16 protein-coding genes are annotated in these 19041 nt (G+C 35.7%); 8 read left to right on the forward strand and 8 right to left on the reverse strand.

Annotated features, from left to right (window positions below; translation table 11 throughout):
- Positions 1-48 precede the first annotated feature (48 nt).
- Positions 49-945, forward strand: coding sequence for a LysR family transcriptional regulator (locus tag ACEN2F_RS08590; protein WP_441737933.1), 897 nt, complete (start codon positions 49-51; stop codon positions 943-945).
- Here the strand turns inward: ACEN2F_RS08590 and nadD are convergent, their stop codons facing one another.
- The 5 genes from nadD to ACEN2F_RS08615 all read right to left on the reverse strand — a co-directional run bounded on the left by nadD (position 946) and on the right by ACEN2F_RS08615 (position 4508).
- The gene (gene nadD / locus ACEN2F_RS08595) at positions 946-1557 is read right to left on the reverse strand and encodes a nicotinate (nicotinamide) nucleotide adenylyltransferase (protein ID WP_441737935.1); all 612 of its coding nucleotides are present in this window, start codon (positions 1555-1557) and stop codon (positions 946-948) included. It lies immediately after the preceding gene.
- A 65-nt stretch (positions 1558-1622) separates the two neighbouring features.
- Positions 1623-2198: a guanylate kinase gene (gmk, locus tag ACEN2F_RS08600; protein ID WP_441737937.1), complete on the reverse strand. Its 576-nt coding sequence runs from the start codon at positions 2196-2198 to the stop codon at positions 1623-1625.
- A 27-nt stretch (positions 2199-2225) separates the two neighbouring features.
- A complete protein-coding gene (locus ACEN2F_RS08605; RefSeq protein WP_441737939.1) occupies positions 2226-3086 on the reverse strand; it encodes a YicC/YloC family endoribonuclease in 861 nt (286 codons plus the stop codon).
- A gap of 184 nt (positions 3087-3270) precedes the next feature.
- A complete protein-coding gene (locus ACEN2F_RS08610) occupies positions 3271-4158 on the reverse strand; it encodes a DMT family transporter (RefSeq protein ID WP_441737941.1) in 888 nt (295 codons plus the stop codon).
- Complete coding sequence (locus tag ACEN2F_RS08615) at positions 4158-4508, reverse strand: arsenate reductase family protein (protein ID WP_441737943.1); 351 nt, start codon at positions 4506-4508, stop codon at positions 4158-4160. The genes ACEN2F_RS08610 and ACEN2F_RS08615 overlap by 1 nt, the downstream gene beginning before the upstream one ends.
- Positions 4509-4583: 75 nt before the next feature.
- Between ACEN2F_RS08615 and ACEN2F_RS08620 the strand changes: the two genes are divergently transcribed.
- From ACEN2F_RS08620 to ACEN2F_RS08650, 7 genes are all read left to right on the forward strand, one after another.
- Complete coding sequence (locus tag ACEN2F_RS08620; RefSeq protein WP_441737945.1) at positions 4584-5039, forward strand: DinB family protein; 456 nt, start codon at positions 4584-4586, stop codon at positions 5037-5039.
- A 151-nt stretch (positions 5040-5190) separates the two neighbouring features.
- Positions 5191-8859 carry a UvrD-helicase domain-containing protein gene (locus tag ACEN2F_RS08625; RefSeq protein ID WP_441738025.1) on the forward strand — a complete coding sequence of 1223 codons (3669 nt, stop codon included), beginning with the start codon at positions 5191-5193 and terminating at the stop codon, positions 8857-8859.
- 49 nt (positions 8860-8908) lie between these two features.
- Positions 8909-10102, forward strand: a complete 1194-nt coding sequence (gene kbl / locus ACEN2F_RS08630; RefSeq protein ID WP_441737947.1) for a glycine C-acetyltransferase — start codon at positions 8909-8911, stop codon at positions 10100-10102.
- A gap of 112 nt (positions 10103-10214) precedes the next feature.
- Positions 10215-11657 carry an OmpA family protein gene (locus tag ACEN2F_RS08635; protein WP_441737949.1) on the forward strand — a complete coding sequence of 481 codons (1443 nt, stop codon included), beginning with the start codon at positions 10215-10217 and terminating at the stop codon, positions 11655-11657.
- A 63-nt stretch (positions 11658-11720) separates the two neighbouring features.
- A complete protein-coding gene (locus ACEN2F_RS08640) occupies positions 11721-14498 on the forward strand; it encodes a PD-(D/E)XK nuclease family protein (protein ID WP_441737950.1) in 2778 nt (925 codons plus the stop codon).
- 66 nt (positions 14499-14564) lie between these two features.
- Positions 14565-14804: a hypothetical protein gene (locus ACEN2F_RS08645; RefSeq protein ID WP_441737952.1), complete on the forward strand. Its 240-nt coding sequence runs from the start codon at positions 14565-14567 to the stop codon at positions 14802-14804.
- Complete coding sequence (locus ACEN2F_RS08650; RefSeq protein WP_441737954.1) at positions 14801-15472, forward strand: ATP-binding cassette domain-containing protein; 672 nt, start codon at positions 14801-14803, stop codon at positions 15470-15472. Before ACEN2F_RS08645 ends, ACEN2F_RS08650 begins: the two co-directional genes overlap by 4 nt.
- Here ACEN2F_RS08650 and ACEN2F_RS08655 read toward each other — a convergent pair.
- From ACEN2F_RS08655 to ACEN2F_RS08665, 3 genes are all read right to left on the reverse strand, one after another.
- Positions 15469-16251 carry an alpha/beta fold hydrolase gene (locus ACEN2F_RS08655; protein ID WP_441737955.1) on the reverse strand — a complete coding sequence of 261 codons (783 nt, stop codon included), beginning with the start codon at positions 16249-16251 and terminating at the stop codon, positions 15469-15471. The two genes, ACEN2F_RS08650 and ACEN2F_RS08655, sit on opposite strands and share 4 nt — an antisense overlap.
- A 241-nt stretch (positions 16252-16492) precedes the next feature.
- The gene (locus tag ACEN2F_RS08660) at positions 16493-17293 is read right to left on the reverse strand and encodes a TIGR00266 family protein (protein WP_441737957.1); all 801 of its coding nucleotides are present in this window, start codon (positions 17291-17293) and stop codon (positions 16493-16495) included.
- Positions 17294-17658: 365 nt separating this feature from the next.
- The gene (locus tag ACEN2F_RS08665) at positions 17659-18951 is read right to left on the reverse strand and encodes an aminopeptidase P family protein (RefSeq protein ID WP_441737959.1); all 1293 of its coding nucleotides are present in this window, start codon (positions 18949-18951) and stop codon (positions 17659-17661) included.
- Positions 18952-19041 lie beyond the last annotated feature (90 nt).

Consider the following 19041-nt stretch of genomic DNA (forward strand, 5'->3'; position numbering starts at 1 on the left):
ATTAGTAAAAATAATTTAAATTATGTTTGTGATAAATATATTTATATCATGGTTAATCTCGAATGGTACAGGACATTTAAATCCGTTTATAAAAATGGTAATTTTTCATTGGCTGCCAAGGAATTGTTTATCAGTCAACCCGCTGTAAGTCAACAAATGTCAATGTTGGAAGCACATGTAGGGTACAAACTTTTCAATCGAAAGTCGAAAGGTGTGGAGCCAACGGATTACGCTAAGTTACTCAATAATTTAATCATAGAGGCGTTAGAGCGACTAGAAAATGTAGAGAATGGTTTTCGCGCCAAAGCATTCAATGCCAATCGATTAATTTCAATAGGTATCTCGAAACACTTGATGTGCAGCTTGGGAAGTTGTTTGATTGCAAAATTTGATTATATCGATTTCAGCTTTCATGAAGACGATACGCTTTTTGAATTGGTAGATTCTAAAAAACTTGATTTTGCAATTGTAACCAAGCAATATGATACCTTTGATACAATTCAAAAAAAAGTGGGAGGCATTAAACAAATCCTTATTGGGTCTAATACTATTGATGCTTCCGAATTAAAATCAAATATTAAAATTAAAGATTTCACAGCAACTGAATATTGGCTGAATGACCAGAAGTGGTTCAGCCACAATGCGCAGATACCGCACATAAAGTTGTTTTGGCTGCATGTTTTTAATAAAAAAAGACCATCAATGATTCCTAATTATATCATTCCGTCCGAGTATGAAATGCTGGAAATAATTTCGAAAAATACCGGAATAGCGGTTGTTTGGGATTGCAATGCAAAAAATTTAATAGCACAAAATAAAATCCAATTGTTATGGAACAGCAAGCAAATGCCAAGTACGGAAGTGTTTGTATTATCCGGTAAAAACGATAATTTGAGTACTGTTTTTGAAAATATTCAATTGGAACTAAAAAGAATCTTGGCGTAATTATTTTTTATAAAAATTATTATGATCAATATATTCCCAAACTTTTGCGGGCAATAAGGGTTGCACGTTTTTTCCTTTTTTAATATTATCCCGAATAAATGTTGATGATATTTCGACAACCGGAGCATCAATCATGTGAATTTTTGGATGTCCCTTAAAAAGTGTGTTTTCTGTTTCGGTTGAAATTGCTTCACTTGTTTGGTGTTTGGCCTCCATTCTAGGGTACACATAAATCTCGTGATGCGCTAAGATTGCTTCGTAATTTTTCCACTTGTGTAACGACCTGAGGTTGTCTTCGCCCATGATTAAAGAGAACTCGTAATTGGGATATTTTTCTTCTAAGTGGACTAGAGTATTCACAGTATAATTAGGCTGCGATAATTTAAACTCAATATCCGAAGGATTTATTTTCATGAAATCTTCGGTCGCAAGATGTACCATTTGTAACCGATGAGAATCATCAAGTAATGTGCTTTTTTTCTTAAAAGGGTTATGCGGCGTAACCACCATCCAGATTTGATCTAAATTAGCATACTCCGCCATGTGATTAGCAATTATGAGATGCCCAATGTGAATGGGATTAAACGTTCCGAAATACAGACCTATTTTCATTTCATTTTATTTTAGTTAATGGTGAATAGTGAGGAGAGAATTGCATCTTCTGACTATTCACTATTTTACTTGTTTACAAAATTCTTTACCAATTGATACGCTTCTTCCAAAGCAATATTCAAATCGTAATTTTTTATAATAACATCAAATTGTGGTGCTGTTGCAAGTTCAACTGAAGCTTTGGCAATACGCATATTGATTTTGTCGTCACTTTCAGTAGAGCGTTCTTTGAGTCTTCTTTTTAGTTCATCTACGCTTGGTGGTTTCACGAAAACGGCTAAAGTTTCTTCAGGGAATTTATGCTTGATGCGCAATCCACCAGATACATCAATATCAAAAATTACATTTTTACCTTTGGTCCAGATGCGTTCTACTTCGCTTTTTAAAGTTCCATAGAAATTATCGCGGTACACTTCTTCCCATTCCAGAAAGTCTTCGTTCTTGATGTGTGTTTTAAATTCTTCAGTAGTCATGAAGTAATAATCTTTTCCGTTTACCTCTTCGCCTCTTGGTTCGCGGGAAGCTGCCGAAATCGAAAATTCAAGATTTAAATCTTCTTTGCTTAATAAATGTCTGACAATCGTAGTTTTTCCTGATCCTGATGGTGCCGAAAAAACGATTAATTTTCCTCCTTTGCTCATTTTATCCTGAATTTATCCAATATCTGTTTATAGAACGTTTAGTACTTGTTCCTTAATTTTTTCTAATTCGTCTTTCATCTGAACGACCAATTTTTGCATTTGTGCGTGATTGGATTTAGAGCCCATCGTGTTGATTTCACGTCCCATTTCTTGTGTAATGAAACCTAATTTTCTTCCGTTGGCCTCGGTTCCGTTGATGGTTTCCAAGAAATAATCTAGGTGATTCGTCAAACGTACTTTTTCTTCGGTGATGTCTAATTTCTCTAAGTAATAAATCAATTCTTGTTCGAAACGATTTTCGTCTACGTTTACTTTAAGTTCAGAGATTGCCGTTTGCAAACGGTCTTTTATCGCTTGAACGCGTTCTGGATCAAGTGCGAGAGCTTCCGTCATGTATTGACGAATGTTGCCAATTCGCAATTGAAATTCTTTTTCAAGAGACATTCCTTCATCTCTTCTAAAGTTTAAGATGTTTTGCAAGGCTTCTTCGATGACGGTTTGGATTTGTATCCAGTCATTTTCATCAATTTCATCGCGTTCTATTTTCATGGTATCCGGCATACGAATCGCCATTTTCATCAGTTCCGTTTCATCAGCATCAGCATACACTTCTCTCAATTGATTCATATACGCTTTTACAATTGGCACATTCACTTTCGTAGAAGTTTGTTCTGCGGTAGTTTCGATAAAAATGGAAAAATCTACTTTTCCTCTTTCCAGTTTTAATGCAATTTGGTTGCGTAAACCCAATTCCATTTCACGGTACAGCGAAGGCATTCTCACATTCAAATCCAAACCTTTACTATTCAAGGATTTTACTTCTACGGTAATTTTTTTGGTCGGTAATTGCAAAGTTGCTTTACCAAAACCAGTCATTGATTGTATCATATAATTTTCTAAAAGAGGTCAAAGATACTAAAAAAGTGTTCAGTGGTCAGCTTTTAGTATTCAGAGACTCTATGTGAGTAAATGTTTTGGAATCAGTTTTTATTTTTTGAGTGGATACAAATAGCATAATTAACATTATAAAAGACAATAACCTAAAATTTTGGCACTGAACACTACTAGCTGATTACTGAACACTCTTCTTCTGTGTAACCAGATAAACGCCTAAAAATATTAAAACTGCCGAACCAATTTTTACTAAACTCAATTCGTCTTTTCCTAAACCAATTGCAAAAATGGTGGCGAATAGCGGTTGCAAATAAATAAAAACAGCAACCGTAGTTGGTTTTAATTCTTTCATCGAAAGCAAATTCAGCAAATAGGTCAGAAATGTAGAAATAACAACTACAAATGCTATTTTCCAGCAAATATCCATTGGAACCAAAGCCCATTCAACACTGTGGAATTGGCTCCAGCCAAAAGGCAAAACCATAATAAAACCGAACAAATAAATCCATTTTACAAACGTAAACGCATTGTATTTATCCATCAATTTCTTGACGATAATCAGGTAAAAGCCATAGGAAATGGCGTTGACCAAAACCAGAAAATTTCCTAAACTGGCATTTGTGGCGCTACCGATAGATTTTCCGTACAAAATAAGAAATGCAGTTCCTATCAGACCAAGGATAATACCAAAAAGCATTCGTTTTTGCATTCGTTCCTTCATGATGATGGCCGAAAGCGTCAACACAATCATTGGAGTGGAAACCATTATTACCGAGGCACTAATGGGCGAAGTAAGACTCAGTCCTTTGAAAAACGTAAGCATATTAAGCGCCACGCCAAAGAAAGCTGCGGCAATAATTCGGGGGAAATCGTTGAGTGCAATTTTCTCCTTCGGCATAAAAAGCCAAGCCAGCCAAAACAACAGCACCGACCCGCCTACGCGCAACAAGATGAAACCATATGCATCGATGTACAACGGCATGACATCTTTGGCAATAGTAAAAGTGACGCCGTAAATTATGGAAACAATTGTGGCGCCAATTAGTGCAAGATTTCTTTTGGACATTATGCCAAAGCTTTCATTACTTGCAACATATTCTGTTGGGTGTTGCCAATGTAAATTTTGTCTTTAATGATAAAAACAGGCCGACTCAAGAACGTGTAATGTTCCAGAATATATTTTTTGTAATCGTCTTCGGTCAACGACTTATTCTTCAAATCCATTGATTTATACAATTGCGCTTTTTTGCTGAAAAGCGCTTCGTAACTTCCGGAAAGTTCGCGCATTAGTTCTAATTCTGTTACCGTTATTGGATCTTGTTTGATATCGTGAAACTTAAAATCATGATCTTTAGGTAATGATTTTATGATTTTTCTGCAAGTGTCGCAAGAAGCGAGATAGTATATTATGTCCATGTAAATAGCAATTTCTTTGTGCAAAGAAAATTCATTTGACACGGAAAATGATTATTTTTATCAAAAATTAAAAAAATGAATCAAATTTTGGATATTACTTTAACCAGTAGAAAAATAGTCTTACAGTTTTTAGATGGGTATACTCTAGCGCAACTCAATACAATTCCGGAAGGATTTAACAACAATCTGATTTGGAATATTGGTCATATAATAGTGACGCAGCAAGTTTTAGTATATAAGTTATCGGGTTTACCACTGATGATTTCGGAGGAGATGGCAGAAAAATATAGAAAAGGAACTAAGCCGGAACACATTGTAACGCAAGAAGAGTTAGCCGAAATAAAGCATTTATTGTTTGAAACGATCAACCGAACAAAAGTTGATTTTGAAAATAAAATCTTCAAAAACTTCAGTGAATATCCCACATCAACGGGTTATACGCTACAAAGTGCTCAGGATGCAATGCTTTTTAATAATTTTCATGAAGGGCTTCATATTGGGATTATGATGAGCATTAGAAAATTTATTTAGCCTCTTTTAGCAAAAGAAAAATCCCGCTATTCGTTTTTGAATTTTGTTGAGAAACAATCTTGGAAAGGAATGGCTGGCTGTTTTGGATTTTTGTTGCCGAATACCATTTAAAAGTAGTGGTTTTTTACTCTCAGATTATAACAACATCAACATGCAAAGACCTTCATTCTCTATATACGATGCATCGGCTGGATCCGGAAAAACCTATGCGCTTGTCAAAGAATACCTAAAAATTATTTTAGTTGCCAAAAAGAATGATGCTTATCGCAATATTCTGGCCATTACGTTTACCAATAAAGCGGTGCACGAAATGAAAAGCCGAATCGTAGGTAGTTTGTCTGAATTTGCTAAAGACGAGCCCAGTCCAAAAGCGCAGGACTTGATGCAGGATGTGGCAATAGATACGGAACTTTCGATCATCGAAATCAAAACTAAATCACAGCAAATTATCAAGCATATTATTCATAACTATGCTGCATTTGACATTTCTACGATTGATAAATTTACCCATAAAGTGATTCGGGCCTTTGCGCATGATTTGAATTTGCCGATGACTTTTGAAGTCACACTGGATACTGAAAATTTATTAATTGAGGCCGTAGATGCCATAATCGCTCAGGCCGGTGAGGATGAAACGCTGACAAAATTGTTGATTGACTTCACGATGGAAAAAACCGATGACGATAAATCTTGGGATATTTCACGGGAAATTCTGGAAACTGGACGATTGGTTCTCAACGAAAATAACAGGAACGAAATCACGCATTTTCAGGATAAATCCATCGCTGAGTTTGTTGAAATAAAAAAGAAATTAGTAGAGGCCAGTAACGATATAGAAAAACAAACTGTTGTTTTTGCAGAAGAAGCGCTAGCCTTAATTGATAAAAACGGAATTGATGTCAAGTCATTTTCGGCGGGCCATTTTCCTAAACATTTGGTGAGCATTCAAGAAGGGAAATTCAATCCTAAAAACAAAACTTACCATGAATTTGAGGATGTAAAAATCAATAAAACTGCAAAAGATCGTGCAATTATTGAGAACATAATTCCTGATTTATTGCAATTTTTAGACAAAGTCTATAAAGCTTTCGAAAGGATAAATTTCTACAAAGCATTCCTGAAAAACATTACACCACTTTCCTTATTAAATACGGTCAGTAATGAATTAGCTAAAATACAAAGTGAGCAAAATGTACTTTCTATTTCAGAATTTAATGCCATAATCCATAGGGAAATTCAAAACCAGCCGGCACCTTTTATATATGAAAGACTGGGGGAACGCTACCGTCATTTTTTTATTGATGAATTTCAAGACACTTCGGAGATGCAGTGGCAAAACCTGATTCCGCTTATTGATAATGCACTTTCCGGACAGGATGACTATGGCGAAAAAGGCACCTTAATGATTGTAGGTGATCCAAAACAGTCTATTTATAGATGGCGTGGAGGAAAAGCCGAGCAGTTTATCGAATTGAGCAAGGATCAAAACCCGTTTAATAATCCAGATAAAAAACTCGAACATCTTGATAAAAATTACCGAAGTTACTCGCAGGTAATTGATTTTAATAATGAATTTTTTAAATTATTATCGATTGAATTTACGCATTTGGATTATAAAGATTTGTATGAGAATCACAGCCATCAAAAAACCAATGATAAAACAGGAGGTTATGTGAATATTTCGTTTATCCCAAAAGTGGAAAAAATAGATGCAAATTTTGAAGATTTTGGTGACGAAGAACCATTAGATAAAATCGATTTATATGTTTTGGCCACGCTGAACACTATTCAAAAAGTGATTCAAAAGGGATTTGAGTACAAAGATATTGTTATTCTTACTCGGAAGAGAAGCCAGGGAATTGCGATTGCGAACTATTTGACAGAGCAAGGAGTTCCACTCTTGTCCTCGGAAACGTTGATGATTCAGAACGCTACTGAAGTGCGATTGATTATTCATTTACTAAAATACTTGAAAAACAGTTCTGACTTGGAATCCAAAGCAAACTTTCTTCAATATTTAGCGCAAAACAGTCAGGATAAATTACCAATTCATGATTTTATCGCTCAAGGAATGGCAATGTTTCAGGAAACTGATTTCGAAAACTGGTTGATGAGTTTTGATGTTTCACTTTCGTTTCAAAACATTAGAAAAAAATCATTGTATGAAGCTGTGGAAACTATAGTATCAAAGTTCCTCACCCCAGCCCTCTCCAAAGGAAAGGGTGACGAAAAGGAAAACCCTGTTGATAAAATTCTGCTTACTCAATCAAATAAATTTGGATACGCGAATGGTGGAAATTATTCTCCTTTTTCAATCGATAAGGCTACAGTGATGAAGAAAGAACCAATACATGCTGATAAAGTTCTTTGGATGGAGCTTAAATCTAAATCATTTGAAGATTATAAATTTAGGCAACAACATTTGATAGATGACTGTATTGTTGATTTTGTTTGTTTATCAAAAAAACTGGTTGTTGAAGTGGATGGAGATTATCATTTTACGGAAGAGCAAGCTCACTTAAATAATAACAGAACCATTACTCTAAATAAATTAGGGTATAAAGTTATTCGATTTACCAATGAGCAAGTTATAAAGAGTATCTCAGAGGTTTTAAAACGAATAAAAAAAGAATTAATTCAACAAGAAGAAATTCAAAACTTTAACTTATCGGTTTCGGCTCCTTCCCCTAGGGAGAGGGTTGGGGAGGGGAATGCCTACGTACAATATTTTTTAGACATAGTGCTCGAACGGGACATTCGCAATCAGGCAGGGATTTCTGACTTTCTGAATTTTTGGGATAAAAATGCACAAAAATTCAGCATTCCCTCACCAGAAGGAAACAATGCCGTTCGGATTATGACAATTCATAAATCAAAAGGATTGGAGTTTCCAGTGGTTATTATGCCATTTGCAGAAGAAGATTACAACAGAAAGCCAAAAGATAAACTATGGCTTAATGCCGAAGAAGAAACTTTTGGTCTGTCAAAAGTGTTAATTGATAACAGTAGCGCTGTCGAAGGATTTGGAGAGGAAGCGGCTGAGGTATATAATCAAAAGAAACAAGAAGAATTATTAGACAATATCAATGTCCTTTATGTGGCTTTGACCAGAGCAGAAGAGCAGTTGTATGTGATTTCGAATTTGAATTTATCCAATAAAGGGGAAGTGCCAAAGAATAACATGTGTGCTTTTTTTATTAATTATTTGGATAGTAAAGGCGAATTTAATGCTGATAAGTTAGAATATGAGTTTGGGGATGCCGCTAAATTATCAAAAGAAAAGAAGCACATTGACATGTCAAAAACGATTCCTGTAGTTTCAGAAATTTTGAATCCAAAAAACATAAAAATTGCACAAAGGGAAGCTTTGATGTGGGGAACACAACAACAGGAAGCTATTGAATATGGGAATGTCATTCATGAGATTTTATCTTTTGTAAAAACTAAAACAGATATCGACTTGGCCATCACCAAGGCGATTGAAAACGGATTGATTGTTTTTAAACAAAAAAAGGCTGTTTACAGTACTATGCAGGAAATTGTTAATCACAGTGAGTTAGAAATTTGTTTTGCAGAAGGGAATGAAGTTTTGAATGAGCAAACTATTATTCAAAAAGAAGGGAAAACCATTAAGCCGGACCGGATGGTAGTGACAAAAAATAAAGAGGTGTTGCTACTGGATTATAAAACAGGAAGGTATAATGTGAAACACCAACATCAATTAGAAAATTATCAAGCAGCAATTGAGTTAATGGGTTATAAAGTGACAAAAAAAGCACTTATTTATATCGGAAAAGGAATTGATGTAGTAAATTTGTAGCCTAAAAAATGAATTATTCGCAAAATTGAATTTTAAAAATATAAAAAAAATGTACGGAAAAATTAAAGAACATCTTCAAGCAGAATTGCAAACTATAGAAGACAACGGGATTTTCAAAAAAGAAAGAATTATCACTTCACCGCAAGGGGCCGAAATCACTATTTCAACAGGAGAAACAGTTTTGAATTTTTGTTCCAATAATTATCTTGGTTTGTCATCTCACCCAGAAGTGGTTCAGGCAGCAAAAGATGCTTTGGATACACATGGTTTTGGAATGTCATCGGTACGTTTTATTTGTGGAACACAAGACATTCATAAAACTTTGGAAAAAAAGATTTCTGAATTTTATGGTACAGAAGACACTATTCTTTATGCTGCGGCTTTTGATGCAAACGGAGGTGTTTTTGAACCCTTGTTAGGAGAGCTGGATTGCATTATTTCGGATAGTTTGAACCATGCTTCTATTATCGATGGAGTTCGCTTGTGTAAAGCAGCCAGGTACCGCTATGAAAACAGCAACATGGAAGATCTGGAAAAGCAGCTAATTAAGGCGAGAGAAGCAGGAACGCGTTTCAAATTAATTGTTACAGATGGTGTATTCTCAATGGATGGTGTTGTGGCTCCTTTAGATAAAATTTGTGATTTGGCAGATAAATATGATGCAATGGTTATGGTCGATGAATGTCATGCCACAGGATTTATTGGTGCTACCGGAAAAGGGACACTGGAGTTAAAAGGGGTTATGGGAAGAGTTGATATTATTACGGGAACATTAGGGAAAGCCCTTGGTGGTGCCATGGGTGGGTATACGACCGCTAAAAAAGAAATTATCGAATTATTACGCCAACGTTCCCGACCGTATTTGTTTTCAAATTCTTTGGCACCAGCAATTGTTGGTGCTTCCATCAAGGTTTTTGAACTGTTAGAAAAGGACACTACACTTAGGGATAAATTAGAGTGGAATACGAATTATTTCAAGGAAGGAATGAAAAAAGCAGGTTTTGATATCATTGATGGAGATTCGGCAATAGTTCCGGTGATGTTATATGATGCAAAATTATCTCAAACGATGGCGAATGAGTTATTAAAACGAGGGATTTACGTGATAGGTTTCTTTTTTCCAGTGGTCCCTAAAGACAAAGCAAGAATTAGAGTACAACTTTCGGCAGCACATACGAAAGGCCATTTGGACAAAGCAATTAACGCCTTTATTGCGGTTGGAAAAGAGCTAAATGTTGTATAATTCGCACTTTTAGCCTTGTTAGTAGGTTTTTTTTAACATTACATTTTGTAGTTTAAAAATTACGCGCTATTTTTGCAGATAATTAACTAAATCGTAATTAAAAAAATTAAGTATGAAACATCTTAACAAAATTTTAGTTGCTGCGATGATGGTGATGGGTTTAAGTTCTCACGCACAAGACAGTAACAACCCATGGGCAATCTCCTTTGGAGTAAATGCCATAGACACTAAAGCGGGTGCTGAAGGTGGAAACAATTGGCTAGATCGTCATTTTTCCCAACCTTTTGACGTAAAAACGAACTGGAATATACTTCCTTCGGTATCTTACTTAACTGTATCTAGATACGTAGGAGATAATTTCTCTTTTGGTCTTTCTGGATCTGTAAACAAAATTGATAAGTTTGTAACTTTTGCACCGGGAACTGTAGGTCATGATTCTAGAGGATATCATGTAACTAATCCAGGTGATTTAATGTATTATGGTGTTGATGCAACTATCAAATACAGCTTCATGAATTTAATTAAATCTAAAGTTATTGATCCATCTCTTTCTATTGGTGGAGGGTATACATTCTTTGGAGACAGTAGCTTCGGAACTGTAAATCCAGGTGCTGGTTTAACTTTCTGGTTTACTGAAAATGTTGGTTTAGAAATCGCAACAAGATATAAAAAATCTTTTGGAGATAGAACTGAAGGAGAAGTAGCTTTTGCAACTCCAGATGCTCCATCACTTTTTCAACACACAGCTGGTCTTATCTTCAAATTTGGAGGAAAAGATACAGACGGGGATGGAATATATGACAAAGACGATGCTTGTCCAGAAGTTGCTGGTTTAAAAGAATTCAACGGATGTCCTGATACAGATGGAGACGGAATTCAAGACAGTGAAGATGCGTGTCCAAATGAAGCTGGTCCTAAAGAATTAAACGGATGTCCTGATACAGACGGAGATGGTGTTGCTGATAAAGATGATGCTTGTCCAAATGAAGCTGGTCCTAAAGAATTAAACGGATGTCCTGATACAGATGGAGATGGTGTTGCTGATAAAGATGACAAATGTCCTACAGTTGCAGGTCCTAAAGAAAACGGTGGATGCCCATGGCCAGACACTGATGGAGATGGCGTTTATGATAAAGATGACGAATGTCCTACAATTGCTGGTCCAGCTAGCAACAAAGGATGTCCTGAAGTAACTACTGAAGCGTTAGATGATCTTAAAATTCAAGCTAGAGCAGTTTACTTTAATTCAGGTAAAGCTACTTTCAAAACTGGTGACGTTCCAGCTAGATTAGATGCAATGGCAGAAATTCTTAAAAACTATCCTAATGCTAAATTTAGTATTGAAGGTCACACTGATAGCGATGGTTCAGATGAAATGAATCAAAAACTTTCTGAAGATAGAGCTAACATCGTTAGAGATGCTTTATTAGAAAGAGGTATCAAAGCTGAAAACTTAAATGCTGTTGGTTTTGGTGAAGGAAGTCCAGTTGAGACTAACAAAACTGCTGCTGGTAAAGCAAAAAACAGAAGAACAGAAGTTCTTTTACAAAAATAATTTTCTTCAAAAATATTTAGAAAACGCCTCGATTTATCGGGGCGTTTTTTTTATTTTTATAAAATGACAAATACTTCTTTTCTTGATAAAATAGCTTCGGTTTTAATTGAAAATTATTTAGGCAATCTTTCCAACACGATTGTAGTTTTACCCAACAAACGCGCTAAAATATTCCTGATTGAAGCGCTAAAAAATCAAGTCACCACAAATATACTTTCTCCTGAAATTATAAGTATTGAAGATTTTGTACAAAATATTGCTGGGATTAGGACCATAGATCCTATTGAGCTATTATTTGAATTCTACGAAGTATATTTGTCTATTACCGATAAGTCAAACCAACAATCCTTTGAATTGTTTGCCAATTGGGCCAAAACACTCCTGCAGGACTTTAATGAAATTGACCGCTATTTATTAGATCCATCCCATGTTCTTTCGTATCTGAAAGACATTGAAGACATCAAAAAATGGGGAATCGAAGTTGAAAATAAAACTGCATTACTAGAAAAATATATTGATTTTTGGAAATTACTACCCAATTATTATCAATCTCTTTACACGCATTTGTTGAATAAAGGAATCGGGTATCAAGGCTTGATTTATCGCGAAGCAGTAAATAGCATAAATCATTTTTCGAATTCGGTACAAGAGAAACAATTTCTATTTGCCGGTTTTAATGCTTTGAATGCCGCCGAAGAAAAAATAATCCAGCACCTTATCGCCTCTGATCAGGCCAAAATATATTGGGACGCAGACCAAACCTTTCTAAATGATCCATATCACGATGCAGGACTCTTTGTAAGACGTTTCAAAGAAAGTTGGAAACATTATAAGCAGCATCCGTTTGAATGGATTGTGAATGATTTTTCGCAGACAAAAAACATTCAGGTTATTGGCACACCAAAAACAATTGGCCAAGCCAAGATAGCCGGAAGTATTATCGAAAAGGTCATCAATGAATCCCGAAGTCTCGGCACAGAGGGAAAGTTGGATAATGTGGCTGTGGTTCTAGGTGAGGAAAATCTGTTGGTTCCACTTTTATATTCGTTACCGTCTAGCGTTGGTGCTTTGAATATCACAATGGGATATTCGAGTAAGAACAATCCAGCGCAGATTTTGATTGCCAAATTATTCAAAATGCATACGAATGCATTATCCAGAAATGCCAAAAATTATGTGTTGTATTACAAAGATGTGTTGGATATTTTAACGCATCCTTTGGTGGAACCGTATGCAAAAACCAGCGCGCTTGTCCATATCATCAATCAAAATAATTATACTTTTATTACGCATCATAAATTGATGGAATTGAATTTAATTCCAAGCGAATTGTTTCTTTTATTATTCCAAAAATGGGAAAAGGGTTCGATTCCTGTATTGGAGACGATTTCTAAATTATTGCAAACTATAAAAGAAAATTTAAGCAACGATAACGAAGAAGAAAAAATCACCAAAGCTTTTGTCTTTGCTATTTTTAAAGTCATTAACAAACTGATTAATTATTATTCGAAACACGAACATATTGATAAAATAGAAACACTTTATGCCATTTACAAACAAGTAATTGATCTGGCTGAAGTTTCTTTTGAAGGTGAACCGTTGAATGGTTTACAGATTATGGGAGTCTTAGAAAGTCGTGTTTTGGATTTTGATACTGTTATTGTTACTTCGATGAATGAAGGTAAATTTCCGGCGGGAAAATCACAAAACTCGTTTATTCCTTACGATGTGAAACGCGAATTGGGTTTGCCGACTTTCAAAGAAAAGGACGCCATTTATACCTATCATTTCTATCATTTGTTGCAACGCGCCAAAAATATTTACTTGCTGTATAATACAGAAAGTGAAGGTCTGGATGCGGGTGAAAAAAGCCGTTTTATAACCCAATTGGAAGTCGAAAAGCAAAATAATCATACGTTAACACACGAAATTTACAATGCAGTTTTACCTGAAACGGCCTATCAACCGATGGTGATTCCAAAATCAGAAAGTGTGATGGTACGATTGAAAGAAATTGCTGAAAAAGGTTTTTCTCCATCGGCTTTGACGAGTTATATTCGGAATCCGATTCAGTTTTATTTCCAGAAAATTTTGCGCATTAGCGAAGTCGAAGAAGTAGAGGAAAATATTGCTTTGAATACGTTGGGAACTATTATTCACGAAACTTTGAAAGTTTTGTACGAGCCTTTCATTGGTAAATTTATATCAGAAAGCGATATTTTAAACTGTTTTAAACAAATAGACGCTGAGGTTTTGAAACAGTTTAAATTAGTTTATAAAGAAGGAGAGATCAAAAAAGGCCGAAATTTATTGGCGTTTGAAGTAGCTAAACGAAATGTTTCTAATTTCTTAAAAGTAGAATTAGAAAGTATTAAAAATGGCGATGCGATAAAAATTATAGCTTTAGAACAAACTTTTGGAAGAACTTTAAATCATCCTAATTTGCTTTTTCCCGTATTGATAAAAGGAAATGTAGATAGAATTGAAGAGCGCAACGGAGTCATTCGAATTATCGATTACAAAACCGGAAAAGTTGAAAAAGCGAGCGTCACTCTGAAATCCTGGAAAGGATTAACGGAAGATATTAAAAGCGATAAAATCATTCAGGTCCTCGCCTATGCTTTTATGTATGAGCACGAAGCAAAAGGAAAGCCAATTGAAGCCGGAATTATCTCTTTCAAGAATTTAAAAGCGGGTTTTCTTCCATTTAATTTTAAAGAAGACAAAGAAATAAATTCGATTATAAATGAAGAAATTTTGAGTAATTATTTAGAACAAATGGTTCTTTTATTGAGCGAAATTTTAGATGAAAGCATTCCTTTCAAAGAGAAAATAATTTAAATAAAACTTCCAATCAGAAAATTAGCCAACATCTTTGAGTTTTACAAAAGCACTTTGATAATAAACGTGTCAATAAGCGCTTTGGCATGGGTTTTTGGAGGATTTGAAACCTTCAAGTACGTACTTATTATTTTTGGTTTCTTCATTAGCCTTTTGATAAAAGAGGTGAATGCTAAAATTGAATACTTGTTTTATTACAATAACGGAATTTCAAAAATGCAATTGTTTGTGTATGGTTTTCTAATGAATTTTGTTTTTTCGTTGGCGCTGATATTAGTCATTAATGTAGTTTTGAAATTGGTATGACAAAGAGTGTTTTAGAAGTAGACAGTGTTCAAAAACAGTATGATGGGAAAATCATAGTTTCCGATGTGTATTTGAAATGCGAAACCGCTGATATTATTGGTGTTTTAGGACGAAATGGTTCCGGAAAATCTACTTTGTTGAAAATCATTTTCGGAATTGTAGCTGCCGATTTTAAATTTATTCGGGTCAATGGAGTCGTGAAAGCAAGGACCAGCCAGTTGTTAAATGAAATTAGTTATTTGCCTCAGGATAATTTTATTCCAAATTCATTATCGATAAAAAAGACCATTCAATTGTCTATTGCCAAAGAGAATCTGCAGGATTTTTATGCCGATGAAATGATTCAATCGATGCGCAACAAAAAAATAAAGCATTTGTCCGGTGGAGAATTACGGTATTTAGAAATTAAATTAATCCTGAATAATGCGTCAAAATTTGTTTTGTTGGACGAGCCTTACAATGGTTTGTCACCTATAATGATTGAAAAAATTAATAATTTAATCACCGCAATGTCCAGTGTAAAAGGAATCATTATCACGGATCATAACTATGAAAATGTGATTAAGGTTTCCACAAAACTGGCGTTGATGAAAGAGGGAAAAATGTACCACTTGAATGACAAAAGCGAATTGGTGGAAAAGGGATATTTGAAATCAGGAATGATTTAGATACTTTTGAAAAAAGCCAACAATACAATCAATAACTGGTCTTGGTTTTCGATGTAGCTCATGTGTCCGTCCGGAAAAGTGACCAGTTTCACGTTCGTGCTTTCAATTTGTTCTTTGGTTTCTTCGTGATTTAGGACGGGATCTTTTTCGCCCAGAATTAATAATTTTGGATAGGGCGTAAGATGTAACAACACTTCTCTATCTTGTCTTATTTTCATTCCTTCTAGTGACGCAACGATACCTTGAAGTGGTGTTTTTAAAGCTTCTTTTTTTACTTTTTCAATTTCTGATGAAAGGCGTTCTCTGTTGTTTTCACTGAATAAATTAGCGATAGAAAGTGAAACAAAATTCATGAAAGATTGTTTTACCGCTTTGATAGCCCGATCACGATTTGTTTTTCGTTCCTCACTGTCAGCTCTTGCGGTCGAGTTCAGTAGTACCAATCCTTTTATCGTGTCAGGATACAATTCGGCGAAAGCCAAAGCCACATAACCACCCATCGAATGCCCGACAAAAATGGCCTTACGGATCCGTAATTCTGATAAAACTGCGTGAACTGCATCGGCATTATCTTCCATTGTTTGCACGTAACTCAAACATTCCGTTTCTCCATGTCCCAATAAATCAATGGTTATGACTCGGTTTTTTATAGCAAACTTTGGAATATAAAAATCCCACATGCCTTTGTTTTCCAAGAAACCATGAAGTAAGACAATAGCGGTTCCTTTCCCGGTATCGGAGTAGGAGATGTTGGTATTTTTAAAGAGAATTTGTTTCACTTTTAGTTTTTGAGAGTCTGCAAAATTAGGGCTTTAATTTTTTTAAACCAGATAAGTTATAGTAGTTTTTAGAATTGTTGCAGCGAATTAGACTAAAAACTACGAATAAATATTGAAAATTTTTGAACAGAATTTTTGTACAAAAAGTGTTTTTCAACCACATAAGTCATTTAAGCGTTACTTCAATTTGCTTAATTGACTGATATGTTTTAAAATGATTTATGAAAGCCGTTTGTGAAATTTAAAATCGTTTGTCACCATTGAGCAAACTTCCTAAACCGCCCAATAAACTTCCTTCGTCACGACTGTTTCCGCCAGCTCTTGGTGCAGATGCGATGATTCTATCAGCCAGTCTGCTAAAAGGCAAGGATTGCACGTAAACGGTTCCCGGACCGCGCAGTGTAGCATAAAATAGGCCTTCGCCACCAAAAATAGAATTCTTGATGCCGCCAATAAACTCAATATCATAATCCACATCTTTAGTAAAACCTACAATGCAACCGGTATCTACTTTAAGGATTTCGCCTGCGGCTAATTCTTTTTTGGCTAATGTTCCGCCAGTATGCACAAACGCCAGGCCATCGCCTTCTATTTTTTGCATGATGAAACCCTCGCCACCAAACAATCCGCGGCCGAGTTTTTTAGAGAATTCAATTCCCACAGAAACGCCTTTGGCAGCGCAGAGAAACGCGTCTTTCTGGCAAATGAATTTACCGTTAAATTGCGTCAAGTCTATCGGAATTATTTTTCCGGGATAAGGCGATGCGAATGAAACTTTGCTTTTGGTATTGTTTTGATTGATAAACGCTGTCATAAAAAGGCTTTCACCGGTCAGCACTCGTTTTCCGGCGCTTAAAAGTTTGCCAAATAATCCGTTTTCTTGTCCGGAACCGTCTCCAAAAATAGTTTCCATTTGGATATTATTGTCCATCATCATAAAACTTCCCGCTTCGGCAATTACAATTTCTTGTGGGTCCAGTTCTATTTCCACATATTGCATTTCCTCGCCGTAAATGTGGTAGTCAATTTCGTGTGCTTGCATGATTTCTGTATTTTAGGTTTTTATTTAAAAGTTTTTTACCATTAAGAGGCAGAGCTTAATTTTTCTTAATTTCTTATCGGTTCAAATTACATATTGAATATGTTTTAAAAAATAGTTGTTGTTTTAAATAAGTCGGAAGGGTGATTATAAAGTTACAGCTTTAAGATGAATTTTGGAATTGTAAATTTTCTCGTTGAAGCGCGCAAGGGATAGCAGCGGAAAGCCCACAGTCTCGTCTTTTTTGAGGAGACGAGGACTTATAGCGAATAGCCCGACGCAGCCGGAGTTTACTGAGGCTGGGTTGTGCCCAAAAAAAAATCGGTTCACATTACTGTAAACCGATTTGATTGTATGTACTTACTGAATTAACTGTTCATTAATTCTTCGATTTCGTCTGCTTCAATTGGGATGTTGCGCATCATGTTGAAGGGGTCGCCGCTTTCCTGAACGATGATGTTGTCCTCCAAACGGATTCCGAAACCTTCTGCAGGAATGTAAATTCCCGGCTCTACGGTGAATACCATATTGGCACGTATAGGCTCGGTCAGGATACCGTAATCGTGCGTATCAAGTCCCATGTGGTGGGAAGTTCCGTGCATGAAATATTTTTTGTAAGCGGGCCATTCCGGATTTTCGTTTTGCACATCGGCTTTATCAATAAGACCCAAACCTAGCAATTCAGAAGTCATTAATTTCCCTACTTCGATATGGTACTGTTTCCAAAGTGTTCCTGTTGACAGCATTTTGGTCGCTTCGTTTTTCACACGTAAAACGGCATTATATACTTCTTTTTGTCTTTTGGAGTATTTTCCTGAAACTGGAATGGTTCGCGACATGTCACTGGAATAGTTGGCATATTCAGCTGCAACATCCAGTAAAATCAAATCGCCGGCTTTGCATTGTTGGTTGTTTTCGATGTAATGCAACACGTTAGCATTGTTTCCAGAAGCGATAATTGGCGTGTAGGCAAAACCACGAGAACGGTTGCGAGTGAATTCGTGAATCAGTTCAGCCTCGATTTCGTATTCCATTATGTTTGGTTTCACAAAAGGCAATAATCTTCTAAAACCGAGTTCCGTAATGTTACAGGCTTTTTGGATTAAATCCAATTCTTCGGTTTCTTTTACAGAACGAAGGCGTTGCAATATTGGGTTACTTTTGGCAACAGCATGCGCGGGATATTGTGCTTTCCACCACTTTACAAAACGTGCCTCACGCGTTTCGGTTTCTACAGTAGCGCGGTAATGCTCGTTCGTATTGATGTACATTGTATCCGAGTGAGTCATCATTTCGAATAAAACTTTCTCAAATTCCTGCAACCAATACACGGTTCTGATTCCTGTTGTTTCAAAAGCACGTTCTTTAGTCAGTTTTTCGCCTTCCCAAATAGCAATGTGCTCGTTGGTTTCTTTCAAGAATAACATCTCTCTTTGATGCTCGTATGGTGCATCCGGGAAAAGCAATAAAATACTTTCTTCCTGATCGACTCCACTTAAGTAAAATATGTCGCGGTGTTGTGCAAATGGCAACGTACTATCTGCAGAAACGGGATAAATATCATTAGAATTGAAGATGGCAACGCTTTTTGGCTTCATCTGAGCCATGAATTTGGCTCTATTTTTTATAAATAAATCTCGGTCAATTTGGTGGTATTTCATGTGTTGATTTTTTTTATTTAATTGTAGTAAAATGCAATCTTAATGGGCGTTTTTATGGATAAACATAAATAACATTATACAATCCTTATT

The sequence above is a fragment of the Flavobacterium sp. W20_MBD1_R3 genome (assembly GCF_052119725.1).
Lineage (GTDB): Bacteria > Bacteroidota > Bacteroidia > Flavobacteriales > Flavobacteriaceae > Flavobacterium.